Origin of the sequence: Methanolobus sediminis (assembly GCF_031312595.1) — an archaeon.
Classification (GTDB): Archaea; Halobacteriota; Methanosarcinia; order Methanosarcinales; family Methanosarcinaceae; genus Methanolobus; species Methanolobus sediminis.
The window spans coordinates 696,979-715,343 of the sequence record NZ_CP133592.1 but is presented as its reverse complement, the minus strand read 5'-3'; the positions used below and the strand labels follow the sequence as shown (position 1 = coordinate 715,343).

At 39.8% G+C, this 18,365-nt stretch carries 16 protein-coding genes and 2 pseudogenes; 11 read left to right on the top strand and 7 right to left on the bottom strand.

Annotated features, from left to right (window positions below):
* Window positions 1-42 precede the first annotated feature (42 nt).
* Together pyk and RE474_RS03265 are read left to right on the top strand one after the other, a co-directional pair.
* The gene (pyk, locus tag RE474_RS03270) at window positions 43-1,482 is read left to right on the top strand and encodes a pyruvate kinase (protein ID WP_309311555.1); all 1,440 of its coding nucleotides are present in this window, start codon (window positions 43-45) and stop codon (window positions 1,480-1,482) included.
* Between the two features lie 72 nt (window positions 1,483-1,554).
* Entirely contained in the window at window positions 1,555-3,297 is a 1,743-nt protein-coding gene (locus RE474_RS03265; protein ID WP_309311554.1) for a PhnD/SsuA/transferrin family substrate-binding protein, read from the top strand.
* Between the two features lie 23 nt (window positions 3,298-3,320).
* On the opposite strand, the gene RE474_RS03260 is transcribed toward RE474_RS03265, so the two are convergent.
* The 4 genes from RE474_RS03260 to RE474_RS03245 all read right to left on the bottom strand — a co-directional run bounded on the left by RE474_RS03260 (window position 3,321) and on the right by RE474_RS03245 (window position 5,802).
* Window positions 3,321-4,307, bottom strand: a complete 987-nt coding sequence (locus tag RE474_RS03260; RefSeq protein ID WP_309311553.1) for a GltB/FmdC/FwdC-like GXGXG domain-containing protein — start codon at window positions 4,305-4,307, stop codon at window positions 3,321-3,323.
* Between the two features lie 4 nt (window positions 4,308-4,311).
* Complete coding sequence (locus tag RE474_RS03255; RefSeq protein ID WP_309311552.1) at window positions 4,312-4,680, bottom strand: ATP-binding protein; 369 nt, start codon at window positions 4,678-4,680, stop codon at window positions 4,312-4,314.
* Between the two features lie 28 nt (window positions 4,681-4,708).
* The gene (locus RE474_RS03250; protein ID WP_309311551.1) at window positions 4,709-4,966 is read right to left on the bottom strand and encodes a CGGC domain-containing protein; all 258 of its coding nucleotides are present in this window, start codon (window positions 4,964-4,966) and stop codon (window positions 4,709-4,711) included.
* Between the two features lie 176 nt (window positions 4,967-5,142).
* Entirely contained in the window at window positions 5,143-5,802 is a 660-nt protein-coding gene (locus RE474_RS03245) for a ferredoxin-like domain-containing protein (RefSeq protein ID WP_309311550.1), read from the bottom strand.
* Between the two features lie 91 nt (window positions 5,803-5,893).
* Here RE474_RS03245 and RE474_RS03240 point away from each other — a divergent pair, with 91 nt between their 5' ends.
* The 4 genes from RE474_RS03240 to RE474_RS03225 all read left to right on the top strand — a co-directional run bounded on the left by RE474_RS03240 (window position 5,894) and on the right by RE474_RS03225 (window position 8,571).
* Entirely contained in the window at window positions 5,894-6,250 is a 357-nt protein-coding gene (locus RE474_RS03240) for a winged helix-turn-helix transcriptional regulator (RefSeq protein ID WP_309311549.1), read from the top strand.
* Window positions 6,251-6,267: 17 nt separating this feature from the next.
* The gene (locus RE474_RS03235) at window positions 6,268-6,453 is read left to right on the top strand and encodes a PspC domain-containing protein (RefSeq protein ID WP_309311548.1); all 186 of its coding nucleotides are present in this window, start codon (window positions 6,268-6,270) and stop codon (window positions 6,451-6,453) included.
* A 142-nt stretch (window positions 6,454-6,595) separates the two neighbouring features.
* Window positions 6,596-7,210, top strand: a complete 615-nt coding sequence (locus RE474_RS03230; protein ID WP_309311547.1) for a YbhB/YbcL family Raf kinase inhibitor-like protein — start codon at window positions 6,596-6,598, stop codon at window positions 7,208-7,210.
* A gap of 35 nt (window positions 7,211-7,245) precedes the next feature.
* Window positions 7,246-8,571: a glycerate kinase type-2 family protein gene (locus tag RE474_RS03225; RefSeq protein WP_309311546.1), complete on the top strand. Its 1,326-nt coding sequence runs from the start codon at window positions 7,246-7,248 to the stop codon at window positions 8,569-8,571.
* 24 nt (window positions 8,572-8,595) lie between these two features.
* On the opposite strand, the gene RE474_RS03220 is transcribed toward RE474_RS03225, so the two are convergent.
* On the bottom strand, window positions 8,596-9,438 hold the full coding sequence (locus RE474_RS03220) for a TatD family hydrolase (RefSeq protein WP_309311545.1): 843 nt from the start codon (window positions 9,436-9,438) through the stop codon (window positions 8,596-8,598).
* A 75-nt stretch (window positions 9,439-9,513) separates the two neighbouring features.
* Here RE474_RS03220 and RE474_RS03215 point away from each other — a divergent pair, with 75 nt between their 5' ends.
* The 5 genes and pseudogenes from RE474_RS03215 to RE474_RS13830 all read left to right on the top strand — a co-directional run.
* The gene (locus RE474_RS03215) at window positions 9,514-9,756 is read left to right on the top strand and encodes a hypothetical protein (RefSeq protein ID WP_309311544.1); all 243 of its coding nucleotides are present in this window, start codon (window positions 9,514-9,516) and stop codon (window positions 9,754-9,756) included.
* Window positions 9,757-9,975: 219 nt separating this feature from the next.
* On the top strand, window positions 9,976-12,201 hold the full coding sequence (locus RE474_RS03210; RefSeq protein ID WP_309311543.1) for an NADP-dependent isocitrate dehydrogenase: 2,226 nt from the start codon (window positions 9,976-9,978) through the stop codon (window positions 12,199-12,201).
* Window positions 12,202-12,464: 263 nt separating this feature from the next.
* Window positions 12,465-12,670, top strand: a pseudogene (locus RE474_RS03205) (isocitrate/isopropylmalate family dehydrogenase); the annotation flags it as partial.
* A 390-nt stretch (window positions 12,671-13,060) separates the two neighbouring features.
* On the top strand, window positions 13,061-13,648 hold the full coding sequence (locus RE474_RS03200; RefSeq protein ID WP_309311542.1) for a hypothetical protein: 588 nt from the start codon (window positions 13,061-13,063) through the stop codon (window positions 13,646-13,648).
* Window positions 13,649-13,823: 175 nt separating this feature from the next.
* Window positions 13,824-14,132: pseudogene (locus tag RE474_RS13830) on the top strand (M50 family metallopeptidase); the annotation flags it as partial.
* Window positions 14,133-14,344: 212 nt separating this feature from the next.
* On the opposite strand, the gene RE474_RS03190 reads toward RE474_RS13830, so the two are convergent.
* Together RE474_RS03190 and RE474_RS03185 are read right to left on the bottom strand one after the other, a co-directional pair.
* Window positions 14,345-14,524, bottom strand: a complete 180-nt coding sequence (locus RE474_RS03190) for a hypothetical protein (protein WP_309311540.1) — start codon at window positions 14,522-14,524, stop codon at window positions 14,345-14,347.
* 158 nt (window positions 14,525-14,682) lie between these two features.
* A complete protein-coding gene (locus tag RE474_RS03185; protein ID WP_309311539.1) occupies window positions 14,683-18,213 on the bottom strand; it encodes a CARDB domain-containing protein in 3,531 nt (1,176 codons plus the stop codon).
* Window positions 18,214-18,365 lie beyond the last annotated feature (152 nt).

Here is an 18,365-nt window from a genome sequence, read left to right as displayed (position 1 = left end):
CAATTATATTGATTATTGAATATCTTTAAGTTGGGATAATGTATGAATTTACCTGATCACAAAACAAAGATCGTATGTACTATCGGTCCCGCTTCTTCATCTCCTGAGATGATCCGGGAACTCATTCTTGCGGGTATGAATGTTGCGCGGCTAAACTTTTCTCATGGTGACATGGATGATCACCGTAAACTTATCAAGAGGATCAGGGATGCGGCAGATGAACTAAATCAGGTAATCGCAATTATGGCAGATCTTCCTGGTCCGAAGATCAGGGTTGGGATAATTGAAAATGAGCCGATGATGCTGAAAAAAAATGACAGGATAACTCTAACCACAAGGGATGTAGTGGGGAAGGATTCAGTTGTTCCTGTTCAATATAAACAGATTACAGATAGTGTTACAATTGGCAGTCCTATATATCTCAGTGATGGTTTTATTCAGCTCAACTGTGAATCAATAGAAAATGAGGATATTCATTGTAAAGTCGTAGTAGGCGGTCCACTGTACTCTAAAAAAGGTATTAATCTGCCCGGTTCAAAGATATATGTAAGTCCGATAACCGGAAAGGATCTTGAAATAATAGACTTTGCCCTGAAAGAGGGTATTAGCATATTCTGTCTTTCCTTTATAGAATCCAAAGAAGACGTTGTAGCGGCACGGAATTATATCGGATCAAAAGGAAAAACAGCATTTATTGTTTCAAAAATAGAACGCGACCAGGCAGTAAAAAATATTGATTCTATTCTTCAGGAGACTGATGCTATTATGATAGCACGTGGTGACCTTGGAGTAGAGGTTCCTATTGAGGATGTCCCGATTATTCAAAAGACGATCATCCACAAAGCAAACCTTCTCAGCAAACCGGTGATTACCGCCACACAAATGCTTGAGTCTATGATAAGTAATATCCGTCCTACACGAGCTGAGGCTACGGATGTTGCAAATGCAATTATAGATGGTACAGATGCAGTTATGCTATCCGGGGAAACGGCAGTAGGCAAATATCCGGCCGAAACAGTAAGAATGATGGCGACAGTTGCAGCGTCTACGGAAAAATGGCGGGACCATACCACTCTTGGACTTGAACTGATGACAAAAGCCATCCAGAAAATGAATCCTGGTATAGAGGATGTAATTTCCATCCAGGTAAATGATGCTATTCGAATCTTACCTGTGCGTTATGTAATAACTCCAACAGTATCCGGTAAAACTTCACGTTTGATCTCCAGATTCAGACCGAATGTATGGATACTTGCATTCAGTCGTAATGAACTGACATGTGAACAGCTAGCTTTGCAGTATGCAGTATATCCTGTATTTGTCATATTGAAAGTTCATGAATGGGAAGTAACCATTATGGATTCCCTTAAAAGATTGGGAAATATTGACTCAGGAGACCTGGTTCTTTTAACACAGGGTCAGGCACCCGTAGAAGGTAAATCAAGCGGCACAAATTTCCTGAAATTCATTGTTGCAGATTGATCTTTCTTTATTTATGCGCAATAATTTGCAAAAATATATATATGTCAAGTAGGATAGTCTCTTTTGCACATTATGGGGGGTATGAGTGTTTACAATATGGAAAAACTACATCTGTTTACTAAATTGATGTTGGTTACACTTTTTTTCAGCATGCTGTTTATTCCTCTTGCAAGTTGTGAGTCTGATGAGTCACAGACTTACAGGATAGGAGTTCTTTCAATAAACGGAGATAAAGATAGTCTTAAAGAGACATGGGCACCTGTGGAAGATTATCTATCTGATAATATTCCCGGCTCCGGTTTTGAGGTAGTTCCTCTTGAATATGACGAATTCTCCCAGGAAATAGAGAACAATCATATTGATTTCTTTTATTGCAATCCTCTGCTATATGTGGAAATGGCACGTGTTCATGGAGCTGGCAGGATAGCAACATTCCAGCCAGCGTATAACAACACTTCGTATGTTGGTATGGGTGGTGTTATTTTCACAAGGGCTGGCAGAACTGATATTAATTCATTAGAGGATCTGGAAGGCAAGTCATTCATGTGGGTCAATTACAGGTCACTGGGAGGTTATCTGGCTGCAAGAGGTGAATTCCATCTTTTGGATATCAATGAGAACGATTTCAGTGAGACAAAGTTTGGTAATTCCCATAGAAATGTTGTTCTCTCTGTAATTGAAGGAAATGTTGACGCAGGTACCGTCAGGACAGGTGTTCTGGAATCGCTGATCGCAAAAGGCGTTATAGAACAGGATGATATCAAGATCCTGAATGAGAAAGAATACGATAGCTATCCTTTAGTGGTCAGTACTGAACTTTACCCTGATTGGGTTTTTGCAAAGACGGTATCAACGTCCGATGATATTTCCAAATACATGGCAGTTGCTCTGTTAACAATGCCTGTTGATAGTGAAGCAGCAATCTCGATTGGTGCAAGCGGCTGGACAGTTCCGGCAGATTACAGTTCTGTGGACAGGTTGATGCGTGACCTCAGATATGGTTTGTATGTTGATTACGGAAAAATTACTCCAAAGGATATTTTCATCCAATACGGGTATATTTTGGTATTCATAATCCTGGTTTTTGTCCTTTTTGCAGTTCATTCACGCTGGATGCTTGACAAGAAAGAGAAATCACGACTTGAAACATCGAACAGGCTCAAGGACCTGTTCACAGATATTATGCGGCATGACCTGATGAACCCGGTAAATGTGATCAAAGGTTTCAGTGATATGCTTTATGCGGAAGAGACTGACCTTGAAAAAAAGGAATCCTTAAAGATGATATGTGGGCAGACTAGCCATCTGACTGCAATGATAAGTTCTGCTGCAAAACTTGCTAAACTCGAATCTGATGAAGATATGGAATTAAAAGTGCAGGACATTGGTCTGATATTGCACATGGTTGTTGACAGTTTTTCCTCAGAGTTTTCAAAGAAAGGGATTAATCTCAAATATGAAGTTTGTGAAGGCTGTTTCTCCAGGGTCAATGATGTGATTGAAGATGTTTTTTCCAACATAGTATCAAATGCATTGAAATATAGTCCTGCTGGGACTACTGTTATCATTTCGATTCAGGATGAAGACAAATCCTGGAAAATATTAATTGCTGATGAGGGAGACGGCATACCTGATGACGCAAAGCCTTTTGTTTTTGACAGGTTCAGAAGGGCTGATAAGAAAGGTATAAAAGGAAACGGCCTTGGTCTTGCAATCGTGAAAAGAATAGTTGATATTCACAAAGGAAGTGTTGGTGTTGAGGATAACCCCCAGGGCAAAGGTTCAGTTTTCTGGGTTATGCTGGAAAAAGCATAATATTCCATTTCCGCTTTTGCGCATCAACTATCATCTATCTTGCGCATAACTATCGAACCGTCACGCATGCGGACCTCTACGTATTTTTCTTTTTCCTTATCCGGTTCATATTTGTTGTAGAGCATTGATTCAACCCTTCCGGCATCCATGAATTCCCTCACAAGACTGCTGTCCTCTCCTTTCATTCTGGATTTTGCAGCGGGAGGGCTGGTCTTTGCCTTGTTCTTACTGTAGATGGCACCGCCTTGCATTCCTGCTCCTATGAAACCTTTAGCGTCAAGGAATATCAGTTTTCCATCTTTCATGTATGCTCCGGCAAACTCTCCAACTTCACCGTGGACAACAACAGTTCCACCGTTAAGATGAGAACCTGTGTTCATCCCGGCATTTCCGTTTACTATAACAGTTGCTTTTCTGGCAAGCATTCCGGTACCGTTGTAGGCATCGCCTTCAATGATAACCTTTGAAGCACAGGGACATCTTGAAGCCACGGTTCCCCTGGGAATTCCATCTTTGAGTATCAATGTTCTTTCAGGTTCATTTAACTGATTGTCTATGAGTTCATCACTGCCGCTTCCGTTGCATAGTACATCTGTAATGGAACGGAATTTCCTGTATTCAGGAACATCGCTTATAAGTTCCACAATATTTCCAAGCGGATATTCTATATCACCTTTGACATACAGTGTACCGGAAACCATTCCCATTCCTGCTTCAGGTCCGATATTTCCGTCTATGAATATCCGGCCCGCTTTCTCTATTTCCCCGCTTCCTCCAAGGTGTTTGATATCAGCACCAAGGCTGTAAGCGAAATTCTTCCCGACATTTCCGGTGATCCGGACATCACCACCTGCCTTTAGCTCATTGACAATGTTCCTGTATGTGAACGTACCACCATTCTGTCCGGGAATCAGGGAATCTGGATTCAGGCTGTTATTGTGCCAGTAAAAATTGAAAGTGTAGTCACAGATATAATCTGCAGTCCCTTCAAGAACGAGTTCCTTTACCATTTTCTCATCCGTGGATAAGTTTTGGCAGGCATCTTGTGCAGACCCAGAGACTTTCCATGTTATGCCTTACTGGCATGAGATAGTTATCCTGTTCACCGCAACCACAGCTGAAACACTTGATCGAGACATCAGTGGTCTTTGGCTGGGATTCGGCTTTTCTCAGGTCAAAGGGTATAGCTTCTCTTTCCTCAATGGTGATGGCACCTTCAGGACAGACTCCTATGCAGAATCCCATTCCGTCACAGAGTTCCTCTGCAACGACCTTTGCCTTACCGTTTATAATTTGTATAGCGCCTTCGGCACAGGGTGAAACACACTTCCCACAGCCTGTACATTTATCTTCATCTATCTTAACTATCAGTCTCTTTCCCATTTTTCTCTCTCCTGCTATTTTCTTGATTCTAATGATGTGTTCCTTCAACAAGCTTAATTCCGGCATCCTGTACTGTCTTTTTAATTTCATCGATGTGTGGGCATTTCGGATAATTTTCCATCTGCATACATGAACTTAGATGTATTATGTCAACACCACGTTTTTTTAATGATTTGAGCAGGCGGTAAATCCTTCTGCCGGAACATCCTCCGCAGGTGAAGAATGCAACCATTTCTGCGTTCCCGTCGTACTCCTTAAAGTGCATGCTCCTTTTATTGAATGCCATAAAGCATCCCACACCCGGACATGCTTCTGATACGATATCGCATCTTATTACTGCGATCCTTGTTGGAGGTTTAACATCTTCGATAATACCAGCTCCGTTTTTTAAGAAATGATTATGATGAATAAATAAACAAGAAAAAGAGGGGAATTTTCCCCTGCTGAATGCTCAAATTGAATTTATAATCCAACTTCTTCCTTGAACTTGTCAAGTCCGATATCATCGATTACTCTTCCAAGGCGGTGCTTTGAACCGTGTGCCTTGGTGAATACAATGATCTTCTCTACAAGTGCAAGAACTTCATCTTCACTGAGTTCGTCTGCAATAACATCTGCAATCCTTGGTTTGATAGCTGCATTGCCACCAACCATGACAGTGTATCCTTTTGGTGTTCCCATGATACCTATGTCTTTGATCGCAGGTTCAGAGCATGAGTTTGCACATCCGGAAACAGCCATCTTGAATTTGCATGGAAGTTCCATTCCATGGTATTTCTCATCGAGTTTAAGTCCAAGACCAACCGAATCCTGCTGTCCACGCTTACAGAATGTAGTACCCGGACAGATCTTAACGCTTCTTACACAAAGTCCAATGGCAGCTCCTGGCTTAATATCAAGGTCTTTCCATGCGCCATCGATATCATCTTCTTTCAGTCCTACAATAGCAACTCTCTGGGATGAAGTTACTTTTAATGTTGCAGCCCCATATTTCTCTGCAACATCAGCGATCTTGCGAAGCTGCTCTGCAGATACTACTCCACCTGGCAGGTGTGGTGCAATTGCATATGTTTCCTGATCTCTCTGCAGGATTGCTCCCTTCTCAAGTAAGTCTTTTGCCATTTTGGTCACTCCTTCTTCCAAAATTCTCTTCTGGATTAACAGTATATTATGGATACTCACTTATATATTGGGTGGTTTCCTATAGGATACTATGAAAGATTGCACCATCTACAAAACGGTCGATATTGTCGGCAAAAAATGGTCTTTATGCATCTTGCATGAGCTTTACAAAGGTGAGAACAAGTGCAAAAGGTTCAATGAGCTTAAAAATAAGTTACAGGACGTGACTCCAAAGACACTTTCCACAAGGCTGAAGGAATTGGAAGAACATGGCCTTGTTGACAAGATAATTGATGATTCGGTGTTCCCTATAAAATCGGAATACAGTCTTACAGAAAGCGGGGAAGAGTTCCTTCATGTGTTACAGAACATTAAGCAGTGGGGCCTTAAATGGCAGTTTGAGAACCCTGAATGTGGTGGAACCAACTGTAAGACATGTGATCTTTGATCTTTCCAAGAGGAATTATGTATAAAGAATTACGACGCTCAAAAGAAGACAGAATACTTGCAGGTGTTTGCAGTGGTATTGGTCTTTATACTGGAATAGACCCGGTACTTGTCAGGCTCATCTGGGCTGTGGGCACTTTTTTTAGTCTAGGGACGGGACTTCTTATCTATCTCATTGCATGGATAATCATTCCTGAAGAATGAATGCCAAATACTAATATTGGTAGCTTTGCTGCCATCTCTTTTCAGAATATGCCACAAACAATAAATAATCGGCAGTAAGTGTATTACTTATATTAAATATAACCGGGGTTAAGCGTTCATATCAATTCTTTCAGGTGATACTATGCACTCTCAGTATATCATAAGAATTGGAATAATAATTTTAGTGGTTTTTTCTGTTGCATTGTCGGGTTGTACGGGTTCAGATGATGTCCGGGAAGAAGCTACTGATGTTCCAGGTGGTAAAGCTGCAGATGTCACAGATGATACAGCGGTCAGTCTGGATGATGATACTATGATTTCCGATACACTAACAGTTACCAGTTCAGCCTTTGAAAATGCTGAAGGTATACCAGTAAAGTATACATGTGACGGTGAGGTTATCAATCCAGATCTGGAAATATCCGGCATTCCAACAGAAGCTGTTTCTCTCTTATTGATAATGAATGACCCCGATGCGACCATAGGTACATTCACCCACTGGGTAGTCTGGAATATTCCTGTAGACTCTCGGATAGATGAAGACAGTATTCCGGGGATCGAAGGTAAAAATAGTGCAGGCAAGCTATCATACATAGGACCGTGCCCACCTGCCGGAACCCATAGATACTTTTTCAAGGTGTATGCACTTGACACGGAACTGGATCTGGAAAGTGGTTCAGAAAGAGCCCTGGTTGAAGATGCCATAAGTGGACATGTACTGGCATATGGCGAACTGATGGGAACTTACAGTCGTTAATAAGCTGAAAATAAAAAAGTTCAGGATGGAATTATATGAATGAAAAGATGAGGAACGATGCATATTCCATTATGTCTGAGGCAATTGCGGCAGTTGACCCAAAAGCATGTATTTACAGATCACTTGAAAAAAATGGTAATGAATTATTTATAAATGGCCGCTCTTACGATCTCTCTCATTACGCGAATATTTATGTTATCGCTTTTGGAAAAGCATCCATACCAATGTCAAAGGCCATGGAAGAGATCCTTGATGATTCTCTTACAAGTGGCATTGCTGTTACTAAAAAAGGATTTGCAGCTCCTCTTTCCAGGATCAGGGTTTTTGAAGCAAGTCATCCAATGCCGGATGATAACAGTATTGCAGCCGGAAAAATGATCCATAATCTTCTTGAGACTACCGATTCTAATGACCTGATATTTTTCCTCATATCAGGCGGAGGCTCTGCGCTCGTAACATACCCACGCAAGGGAGTTTCACTTACAGATATGGCAAAGCTCACTGACAGCCTGATGCGTGCCGGTGCAACTATTGATGAGCTTAATGTCGTAAGAAAACACCTGTGTGCCATAAAAGGTGGTGGTCTTGCAAAAATGGCCTTCCCTTCAGAATCTGTCAGCCTGATACTTTCTGATGTTGTAGGTGATCCTCTTGATGTAATAGCTTCAGGTCCTACTGTCCCTGATACATCTTCTTTTGTAGATTTTCATGATATCGTCGAAAGATATAATATTGCGTTATCTCCAGCGGTTGCCGGTGTGCTTGACGATGGACTGGAAGGTGTTATTGAGGAAACCCCCGGGTCAGGAGCACCGGTTTTTGAAAAAGCCAGTCATTATCTTGTGGGAAACAATTCCCTTGCACTTCTGAAAGCTGAGAAAAAGGCTTCTGAACTGGGTTACAATACCATGGTGCTTACATCCTCTGTTGTAGGTGAGGCTAAAGAAGTTGCCAAGGTTTTTGCAGCAATTGCCAGAGAAGAACGTCGTAGAGGTACTCCTCTTCCCCTTCCTGCCTGTATACTTGCAGGTGGTGAAACAACTGTTACTATGAAAGGCAAAGGTTTAGGCGGTAGGTGCCAGGAGATGGCATTGTCTTTTGCTATAGAGGTTGCAGAGCTGAATGATGTTCTTTTACTCGCGGCAGGAACAGATGGCAACGATGGAACTACAGACTGTGCCGGTGCGTTTGCTGACGGTGAAACTGTCCAGGGTGGAAGAAATTTGCAACTGGATGCACGCATGTTTCTTTCCAACAATAATTCCTATGGATTCTTTAAGGAAACAGGTGACCTGATAAAGACCGGTCCCACGGGAACAAATGTTATGGACATATACATTATTCTGGTGGATATGTTCTGAATACAAAAAAGTAAAAAGGCATATTCAGAGTTCGATATCCACTTCGTAGACCTTTTCCGGATTTTCCTTATGGATCTTCCAGAAAGGTTCTTCGCCGAACTCCTCTGCAAGTTTAAGTGTTCTTCTGGGTATTGTTTTCGGACCTAGTACTGCTCCGGGTCTGTCAGGGTCATCGATATAATCGGTTTCCATCATGAAACGGGTTCCCTGTTCAAGCGCTTCTTCAATGGCTCCTTTGCCTGCCAGTACACCGGGGAATATTCCCAGTCTTTCGCACACATCGACCAGTGGTGGTGCATAGTGTTTTACAACCTTATACATTTTTATTCCTGTTTTTCTGGCACGGTCTGCAATATCTATTAGTTCCGGCTCTCCAACGTCTTCTGTGTGTAGCTGTACGGCACAGTCAAGGTCTCTGGCAAGTGTGAATGCATATTCCATGACCTCGTTAGATGCGTCCCATACTTCAGGGCTGACCGGATAATGAGGTCTTCCACTTTTAAGACCTACTGCAAGCCCACGATTTACATAGTCGGCTGCAATGTCAAGTCCGCCTTTCATGGTCTCAACGGCTTTTGAAAGTTCCATGTATTCGGTGAGTTTTGTTATTTCTGCGGGATGCACCCCCAGAACCGGGAATGATGTGACGCCTGTTTCGTTTATCTGTTTTGAGATGTCTATCGTTTCCTCAAAGACTGCGATCTGATCTTCCGGTTTAGTGACTTTGATGCCAAGTGTCCAGCTAGGTTTCATAACAAGGAAGATATGTGTGCCACCTGCGTTCTGGAACTCTTTGACAGCTTTCAGTCCCTTTGCCCTTGGGTCAATATGCATATGCTCGTCTGTGATGGGAAAACTCTGTGTCATAATGTACTATATGAGTTTTTTATCTAAAAATGTAGGCGGTCAGGTATATATGCAAATTGTGGATTATATAACCATATGAACCTGAAATTGTTTTTAAAACACAGGGAAGTCCAATCAAGTTTGTTGTCCCTGCTGGGTCAGTTGATAATCATGATACTTGCAGCTCTGGTAATTATTTCAGGGACGGTTACAGGTCTGAAAGCTGTGCTGATCTTCATTATAATATTAGGCTTTGCTTATATTTTTGCAATGACGCTTCTGCGACTAAAGAATCTGGCAAAAGTAACGGATTCACCTAAAAAATCTGCAAAAGCCTGATATATCGGGCATTTTCAGATATTTTTCTTTTTTCTTCTTATCTTTATCCTTATCTTTTAGTGTATGTTTGCTTTCTGGGTATGAAATATATATGATGTCGTCGTCAATAAAGCAATTTGAATTTTCATGTTCATATTATAATTTACGATTTTAAAATTACAATTTGTTAAAATACTTATTGATTTTGAGCAATATTAATTTACAGAGAAAAGGATTAACATGGCACAGAAATCTACAATCATTTATACTAAAACCGATGAAGCTCCGGCTTTGGCAACAAGTTCACTCCTACCCATTTTACAGGCTTATGTGAAAAACGCCGGAATCACTATGGAAACAAGGGATATCTCCCTGGCGGGAAGGATCATTGCCCAGTTTCCCGAAAGACTGACAGAGGACCAGAAGATCTCTGATGCCCTTTCCGAATTGGGAGAGATGGTCTTAACTCCGCAGGCTAACATTATCAAACTACCCAATATCAGTGCTTCAATTCCCCAGATCAAAGCAACAGTCGGAGAACTCCAGGCTAAAGGGTATGATCTGCCCGATTATCCCGAAGATCCTTCTAATGATGAAGAAAAGGCGATCAAAGCGAAATTCGATATTGTCAAGGGAAGTGCTGTTAACCCGGTACTCAGAGAAGGAAATTCTGACCGCAGAGCTCCTAAAGCTGTAAAGAATTATGCCAAAAAACATCCCCATTCCATGGGAGAATGGAAGTCCGATTCCAGATCCCATGTAGCCAGCATGACCGGCGGAGATTTTTACGGCAGTGAGAAATCTGTTGAAATTGAAGAGGCTACCAATTACAGAATTTTCTTTACAGATGACGCTGGTAATAAAACACTATTAAAAGACAAAGCCCCTCTTCAGGCCGGAGAGATCATTGATGCAGCTGTTATGAACAAAAAAGCGCTTCAGGCATTTCTGGCTGAACAGATAGAAGATGCTAAGGCTAAAGATGTCTTATTCTCTGTTCATTTGAAAGCGACAATGATGAAAGTTTCCGACCCTATTATCTTCGGTCATGTGGTTAAGGTCTTCTTTAAAGATATATTTGATAAATATGGTGATCTGCTTTCAGAATTGGGTGTAAATCCCAACAACGGACTGGGCGATCTCTATACAAAGATCCAGAATCTGCCTGAAGACAAACAGGCTGAGATCAAAGCAGATATAGAAGCTGTGTATGCCAAAAGACCGGCATTGGCTATGGTTAACTCCGATAAGGGAATTACCAATCTCCATGTTCCCAGCGATGTTATCATCGACGCTTCCATGCCTGCAGCGATCCGCTCATCAGGTGGCATGTGGGGGCCGGACGGGAAACTGAAAGATATGAAAGCCGTAATTCCTGACCGCGCTTATTCGGGAGTTTATCAGGAAACTATTGAGTTCTGTCAAAAACACGGTGCCTTTGATCCATCAAAAATGGGAAGCGTTTCCAATGTGGGGCTTATGGCGCAAAAAGCTGAAGAATATGGCTCACATGACAAGACCTTTGAGATGACCGGTACAGGAAAAGTTCAGGTTATCGATGACAATAATAATGTACTCGTTGAACAGCCGGTAGAGGAAGGGGATATCTTCCGCATGTGTCAGGTGAAAGACGCACCCGTTCAGGACTGGGTCAAGCTGGCCGTTAAACGGGCCAGAGCAACAGGCACTCCTGCGGTCTTCTGGCTAGATGAGAACAGAGCTCACGACTTACAGCTCATTAAAAAAGTGAACAAATACTTGAAAGATCACGATACCGATGGTCTGGAAATATTGATCAAATCTCCTGTTGAAGCAACCAAGTTCTCACTGGAGAGAATTCAAGAAGGCAAAGATACCATCTCTGTGACTGGAAATGTTTTGAGGGATTATCTGACAGACCTCTTCCCAATTTTAGAAGTTGGAACCAGTGCAAAAATGCTATCTATCGTTCCCCTGATGAACGGTGGTGGACTTTTCGAGACAGGTGCTGGCGGCTCAGCACCCAAACACGTACAGCAATTTGTATCGGAAGGTCACCTGCGTTGGGACTCCCTGGGAGAATTCCTAGCTTTAGCTGCTTCTCTGGAGCATCTGGGCAACAGTTATGATAATCCTAAAGCTCTGGTTTTAGCAGAAACACTGGATAAAGCGACAGAGTTGGTTCTGGAAAACGGAAGATCACCTTCCAGAAAAGTGAATGAGATCGATAACAGAGGATCTCATTTTTATCTGGCAATGTATTGGGCTCAGGCTCTGGCTGATCAGGAGAAGGATAGCGAATTAAAAGCGATTTTTGAACCTGTAGCTAAATCTCTGATGGAAAATGAAGAGAAGATCGCCAATGAGTTGTTAGAAGCTCAGGGCAAAGCTGTGGATCTCAAAGGATACTACGCTCCGGATGAGGAGTTGAGATCACAGGCCATGAGACCTAGTGCGACTTTGAATGGGATCATCGATTCCATTTAATTTTATTGTGGAAACAAATGTAAAGCCACGGTATGCGCCGGGTTTTTTTAGCATCTAAATAATCAATGTGATCAGGGAGCTAAAGCTTCCACTTCCTTTTGGTTTAGGAAGGCAGATGCGTCTTCTATCATGAAATCGTCAGTTTTCGTGATGTGAGTTTCATCAAAGAACGTTTCCATATAACTGCCGAAGTTCTATGTCTATATAATTTTACGATATTTGCTGATTTCTTCCGTATCATCGTAATCAGTGCATCTCAACAGGACAAGGCAAACCCAGTTGCAACATCTTTGCAGGTGCATGGATGCTTGACTACCTTGGCGAGAGCGAGCAGTCGAAGGCAATCTTCGCAGCAACCGAGAAGTTCATCTCCGAAGGCAAGTATGTAACATACGACCTCGGCGGCAATGCGAGGATGAGCGGAATGAACGATGCAATTGCAAAGTTTGTAGAAGCTGAGATGAAGTAATTTCATCTTAATTTTCTTTTTTGTGATCTTCTAGTTAATTTGAAATGTAGTTCCCTATTTTGTTCAGTTTATTAAACTGTATACTAAAGTTCCGATTACAACCCATGAACTTGTAGCCTTTTTCTAACGTTTATTGACTCACATATACTTGAGTTTAGATGATTTCTACAATCTTATATAGGCTGAAAATTAATAGCGTATGTATAATATTATTTATATTATGTGTAATTTAATATTAACTAAGCAGTTAAAAATTTTAGAAACTTATAATAACTATTAGAGACTTTCTTGTGTAATCCTTTATGAGGTGGTATAATTAGAAACTATATATTTAAATTTTTAATATTCTGCTTAATTTGTATCTTATTCACAGCTATAGTACCTTTATCAATGGCAGAAGATAACTCTGACAACGCTTCAGTTACTGAAGATACTACTACAGAAACTTCTTCAGGCAAATTTAGACTTGCACCCTCTATAAGTCTGACTTCAACCAAAAACTATGTAGAAAAAACAGACCCGGCAATCATTACTTTGTCAATGATAAACCCTGCAGCAAATGATGTTAACTTGGATGTTGATGTAATAATAAAAGCTCCAAGCGGAGTTTATGTTACTGCAACAACTTTTGCAAGCAGTGGGTCTAATCAGAATATAGGCCATTTCACAGTCAGACCCGGTCAAGAGAACCATGTATCAATCCAGATTACATCTACGGAATTGGGTGAAAAAGCACTAGAGTCTCAAGTGATATATTATCCCGAAGGCAATAAGGATGAATATATGATGCTTCAACAGACAATGTCAGTCTTTGTTAAGGAAAAATCTGATGAAATTACTCCTGATCCAGTAGATGATGAAGAAGAATCTTCTGAAGAGACTACTGAAACAAACTTAACAATACCTGGTTTCTCATTCCTGTCATCTGTGATATGTGTTTCAGCATTTGTTTTGTTCCGAAAGACTAAATCAAATTAATGAGATGTGAATAAAGTTGGTTAATCTAGAAAAGGGTTTTATTGATATTCTTGTAATTCCCTTTTCTTTTGTTTTTGTAATTCTTTCTTTGTTAATAGTTCAAAGTATCGTGTCAAATAGAGCAAATGTATGTAGATCATGTATTCAACATAAGCATCCCTTACTTTTTAGTTCGATGAACTGGTGGGCAGTATTCATCCATGAACTTAGTCACGCAGTCACTGCACTGACCACTGGGAATGAAGTCAAAGATTTCAAAGTCACCTCACACGGAGGATATGTTATTCATCGGAATAACCATAAGTTTGGATATTTTCAATGGATATCATGTCAAGCAATTAGCACTGCTCCTGCCTTCATTCCGCCAATAATAACGTCTGTTTTGTTTTTAATATTAGGATATATAGATTTGCCCGATAAACTATTCTTACTATATCCTATGAATGATTCCTTTATTCTTTTAAAGATATATCTAAAAAATGTAATGTTCATAATTATAGATGTTACTAATGTTATACTCAATTTGAATTTGAGTAAATTTAAGGATATCTTGCTGACAATTATATTAATATTTTCATTCTCTGAAGCAATGCCAAGCTCAATTGACATCGAAAAAAACGGGTTTCAAGGGGATGTACAAGTTGTTATCAAGAGATTTTTAGAATATCCATTATACACATTATATTTTATAATATGTTACATCGTTCTTTTCTGGACATTATTAGCTTTAACTCCATTTTTATTTGAAATTTTAATGTTTTTTTTAATATTATTACCAATTATATCTCTTTTTGCCTTAATATTAAATATCCTTTTTATCAGAATTATTTCTTTGTTCAACGATATCTCACTTTTGCAAAGTCTCATCGTAATCATTTCTGTCTCCATCTTTTATTATTACTCTCCAGTCATATTGAAAGAACAGTATATTATCAATTTAATTAGTCTTTTTTTGTTGTTTACAATCCTTAGAATTATCATATCAAAAAAATTATCCCTCTAGAAGAGGGAGTATGCTTTAAAATAAAAAAGATTCACATCTCTTTTTTCTTAGATAAAATTGCTAGCAAGAATCCAAACAAAGTAAATATTCCTGAAAATCCCGGAATTGGATTACTTGTAACATTCATCAATGATCCAATATCCTTGTCTGTGGAACGGAGCTTTCCATCATTTACTTGGAGACTAATTTCTTTTTTCTGAACTACAGTATCTTCACCCGGGATATGGTAATGCACTTCAGACTTTATCTTATAAGTACCAACTTCGTTTCCTTGAACATTGAATGTCATGTATTTCATATCATCACCTGGCTCAATATTATAAGAAGCAGTATACATTCCTGCACCAGACTTTGCAAATGAACTACCTGACACCGACACACCATCAGAGGTTTCAAGAATGAGTTGCACATCCATCGTTGGATTTCCAATAGGATTCAATACTCCGAGTGTAAAAACTGCATTCTCTCCGATTCCTATATTGTTTTTGGTTGTTTTGAATACAACATTCGGACCTTTTTTCGAAACAGATATTGGAAAATCTTTTGAAGCCTTATGGGCATTAACGTCATCGTCAACAGCTTCAAAATGAATATTGTGATTTCCTATTTTCAGGTTAGGGGTTATTGTTGAATAAGTCCCTTTTGATGAATAGGAATCTATTTCAACTCCATCCAGATCACAGGTTATCTTTGTAACTCCACTGTTGTCAGTAACAGTATATATCATTTTTAAAGATTCACCTTCTTCTAAAATTTCGTCATCATCTCCAATAATCTCTATTTTATCGATTATGATGTTAGGGATCGTTTTATCTTCAAGTTTCAATTTAACTAATTGTGTTGACTTAGAAGTTCCAATCTGAATCAATGAGTTTTCTTCATAATAACCATCTTTAGTCACTTTTAACATTACATTGCTATTCTTTTTAGCTTCACCTGTAATCTCTCCATCAATATCAGTGACACCTACATCGTTATCATCAAAATATATCTTTGCGTTGCTTATCGGTTGGTTTTTCTCATCCTTTACCCTGATTAGAACCGGAACCTTAGCATATTTCAATGAAACCTTGATTTCTTTTTTTTCTACATCATAACCTAAATTGAATGTTTGAACACTCGAATCATAATCCGATCGATTGACACCCAAAACATAGTTTTCTCCTTCAATTATTTCAGCCATTAGCACGCCATTGGAACTCGTCTTTCCTATAAGTTCTCCATTTAAACGCACTTCGGCATTTTCCAGGGCAGCAGAGTTCCTAGAATCTTGTACAGTAACGATTAAACTTGCATAGGAATATATTTTCTCAACACTGAAGACCACGTCTTTTTTATTATTGGTCTCAGAACTTTCGGCTATGCGGGCAGAATTACTGTCCTTGTTCCGCATATCAACATAAGCTACAACATTATGATTACCACTTCCCATGTCACGGCCAATGGTAGAGGTGAAAGTAGTACTAGAAGATGCACCAGAAGCAAGATCAGTGACAGACTTGTCCTTTATTAATTTTTCATCAACATACAAGCAAACATAGAAACTTGAACCTGCACTTAAAGAACCTTGATTCTTGTAATTAACAGTATAGGTTACAGTATCGCCGGTTTTAGGATTGGCAGGGTCAAGTGTAATATTTTCAATTATAAGGTCCGGTTGCATATTTATTATAGGGAAAGTTTTTGAGAATTGATTGTTGGATTCGGAACTTTCAATGATGCGTGCATAATAGCTATCCTTGTTCCTCATATCAACATAAGCTATTGCACTATGGTCACCACTTGCCAGATCACGACCTATTGTAGAGGTAAAAGTAGTGGTTGAAGACGAACCCGAAGCAAGATCACCAACAGAATTGTCCTTTATTAATTTGTCATCAACATACATGCAGACATAGAAACTTGAGCCTGCGCTTAGTTGACCCTGATTCTTGTAACTCACTGTATAGGTTACAGTATCGCCTGTTTTAGGACTTGCAGGATCAAGTGTGATACTTTCAATAATAAGGTCTGGTTCCTGTTTTGTTATCTGAAATGTCTTTGAGAACTGATTGTTGGATTCGGAACTTTCAGTGATGCGTGCATAATAGCTATCCTTGTTCCTCATATCAACATAAGCTATTGCACTATGGTCACCACCCGCCAGATCACGACCTATGGTAGAAGTAAAAGTAGTGGTTGAAGACGAACCCGAAGCAAGATCACCAACAGAATTGTCCTTTATTAATTTGTCATCAACATACAGGCAGACATAGAAACTTGAGCCTGCGCTTAGTTGACCCTGATTCTTGTAACTCACTGTATAGGTTACAGTATCGCCTGTTTTAGGACTTGCAGGATCAAGTGTGATACTTTCAATAATAAGGTCTGGTTCCTGTTTTGTTATCTGAAATGTCTTTGAGAACTGATTGTTGGATTCGGAACTTTCAGTGATGCGTGCATAATAGCTATCCTTGTTCCTCATATCAACATAAGCTATTGCACTATGGTCACCACCCGCCAGATCACGACCTATGGTAGAAGTAAAAGTAGTGGTTGAAGACGAACCCGAAGCAAGATCACCAACAGAATTGTCCTTTATTAATTTGTCATCAACATACAGGCAGACATAGAAACTTGAGCCTGCGCTTAGTTGACCCTGATTCTTGTAACTCACTGTATAGGTTACAGTATCGCCTGTTTTAGGACTTGCAGGATCAAGTGTGATACTTTCAATAATAAGGTCTGGTTCCTGTTTTGTTATCTGAAATGTCTTTGAGAACTGATTGTTGGATTCGGAACTTTCAGTGATGCGTGCATAATAGCTATCCTTGTTCCTCATATCAACATAAGCTATTGCACTATGGTCACCACCCGCCAGATCACGACCTATGGTAGAAGTAAAAGTAGTGGTTGAAGACGAACCCGAAGCAAGATCACCAACAGAATTGTCCTTTATTAATTTGTCATCAACATACAGGCAGACATAGAAACTTGAGCCTGCGCTTAGTTGACCCTGATTCTTGTAACTCACTGTATAGGTTACAGTATCGCCTGTTTTAGGACTTGCAGGATCAAGTGTGATACTTTCAATAATAAGGTCTGGTTCCTGTTTTGTTATCTGAAATGTCTTTGAGAACTGATTGTTGGATTCGGAACTTTCAATGATGCGTGCATAATAGCTATCCTTGTTCCTCATATCAACATAAGCTATTGCACTATGGTCACCACCTGCCAGATCACGACCTATGGTAGAGGTAAAAGTAGTGGTTGAAGACGAACCCGAAGCAAGATCACCAACAGAATTGTCTTTTATTAATTTGTCATCAACATACAGGCAGACATAGAAACTTGAGCCTGCGCTTAGTTGACCCTGATTCTTGTAACTCACTGTATAGGTTACAGTATCGCCTGTTTTAGGACTTGCAGGATCAAGTGTGATACTTTCAATAATAAGGTCTGGTAAATCCTCCGCCTTAGCTGTTTGAATCAGCGGTATTAAAGAGAGGATTATAAGGAAAACAAGTAGCATCTGAAAAAATGAGGTTAATTTTCTTACAAAACCAAAGTTAATTACATTCAAAGTCAATATATATACCACCACTAGAAATTTATAATTGTGTCTAGCGTATTATTAGTTTAAAAAGATTATGATTAGTCTACGCAAAATATTAAAGTTGAATGTAAATATTGACTGCTGTTGCTTATTTGATATTCAACACTATTTGCTTCCTC

Coding starts and splice junctions, on each gene's coding strand:
- RE474_RS03265 (WP_309311554.1), top strand. CDS start 1,555: ATGGGGGGTATGAGTGTTTACAATATGGAAAAACTACATCTGTTTACT.
- RE474_RS03255 (WP_309311552.1), bottom strand. CDS start 4,680: ATGGGAAAGAGACTGATAGTTAAGATAGATGAAGATAAATGTACAGGC.
- RE474_RS03245 (WP_309311550.1), bottom strand. CDS start 5,802: ATGGCAAAAGACTTACTTGAGAAGGGAGCAATCCTGCAGAGAGATCAG.
- RE474_RS03190 (WP_309311540.1), bottom strand. CDS start 14,524: ATGATTACGATGAGACTTTGCAAAAGTGAGATATCGTTGAACAAAGAA.
- RE474_RS03250 (WP_309311551.1), bottom strand. CDS start 4,966: ATGGCATTCAATAAAAGGAGCATGCACTTTAAGGAGTACGACGGGAAC.
- RE474_RS03235 (WP_309311548.1), top strand. CDS start 6,268: ATGTATAAAGAATTACGACGCTCAAAAGAAGACAGAATACTTGCAGGT.
- RE474_RS03215 (WP_309311544.1), top strand. CDS start 9,514: ATGAACCTGAAATTGTTTTTAAAACACAGGGAAGTCCAATCAAGTTTG.
- RE474_RS03230 (WP_309311547.1), top strand. CDS start 6,596: ATGCACTCTCAGTATATCATAAGAATTGGAATAATAATTTTAGTGGTT.
- RE474_RS03260 (WP_309311553.1), bottom strand. CDS start 4,307: ATGGTAAAGGAACTCGTTCTTGAAGGGACTGCAGATTATATCTGTGAC.
- RE474_RS03210 (WP_309311543.1), top strand. CDS start 9,976: ATGGCACAGAAATCTACAATCATTTATACTAAAACCGATGAAGCTCCG.
- RE474_RS03225 (WP_309311546.1), top strand. CDS start 7,246: ATGAATGAAAAGATGAGGAACGATGCATATTCCATTATGTCTGAGGCA.
- RE474_RS03220 (WP_309311545.1), bottom strand. CDS start 9,438: ATGACACAGAGTTTTCCCATCACAGACGAGCATATGCATATTGACCCA.
- RE474_RS03200 (WP_309311542.1), top strand. CDS start 13,061: ATGGCAGAAGATAACTCTGACAACGCTTCAGTTACTGAAGATACTACT.
- pyk (WP_309311555.1), top strand. CDS start 43: ATGAATTTACCTGATCACAAAACAAAGATCGTATGTACTATCGGTCCC.
- RE474_RS03240 (WP_309311549.1), top strand. CDS start 5,894: ATGAAAGATTGCACCATCTACAAAACGGTCGATATTGTCGGCAAAAAA.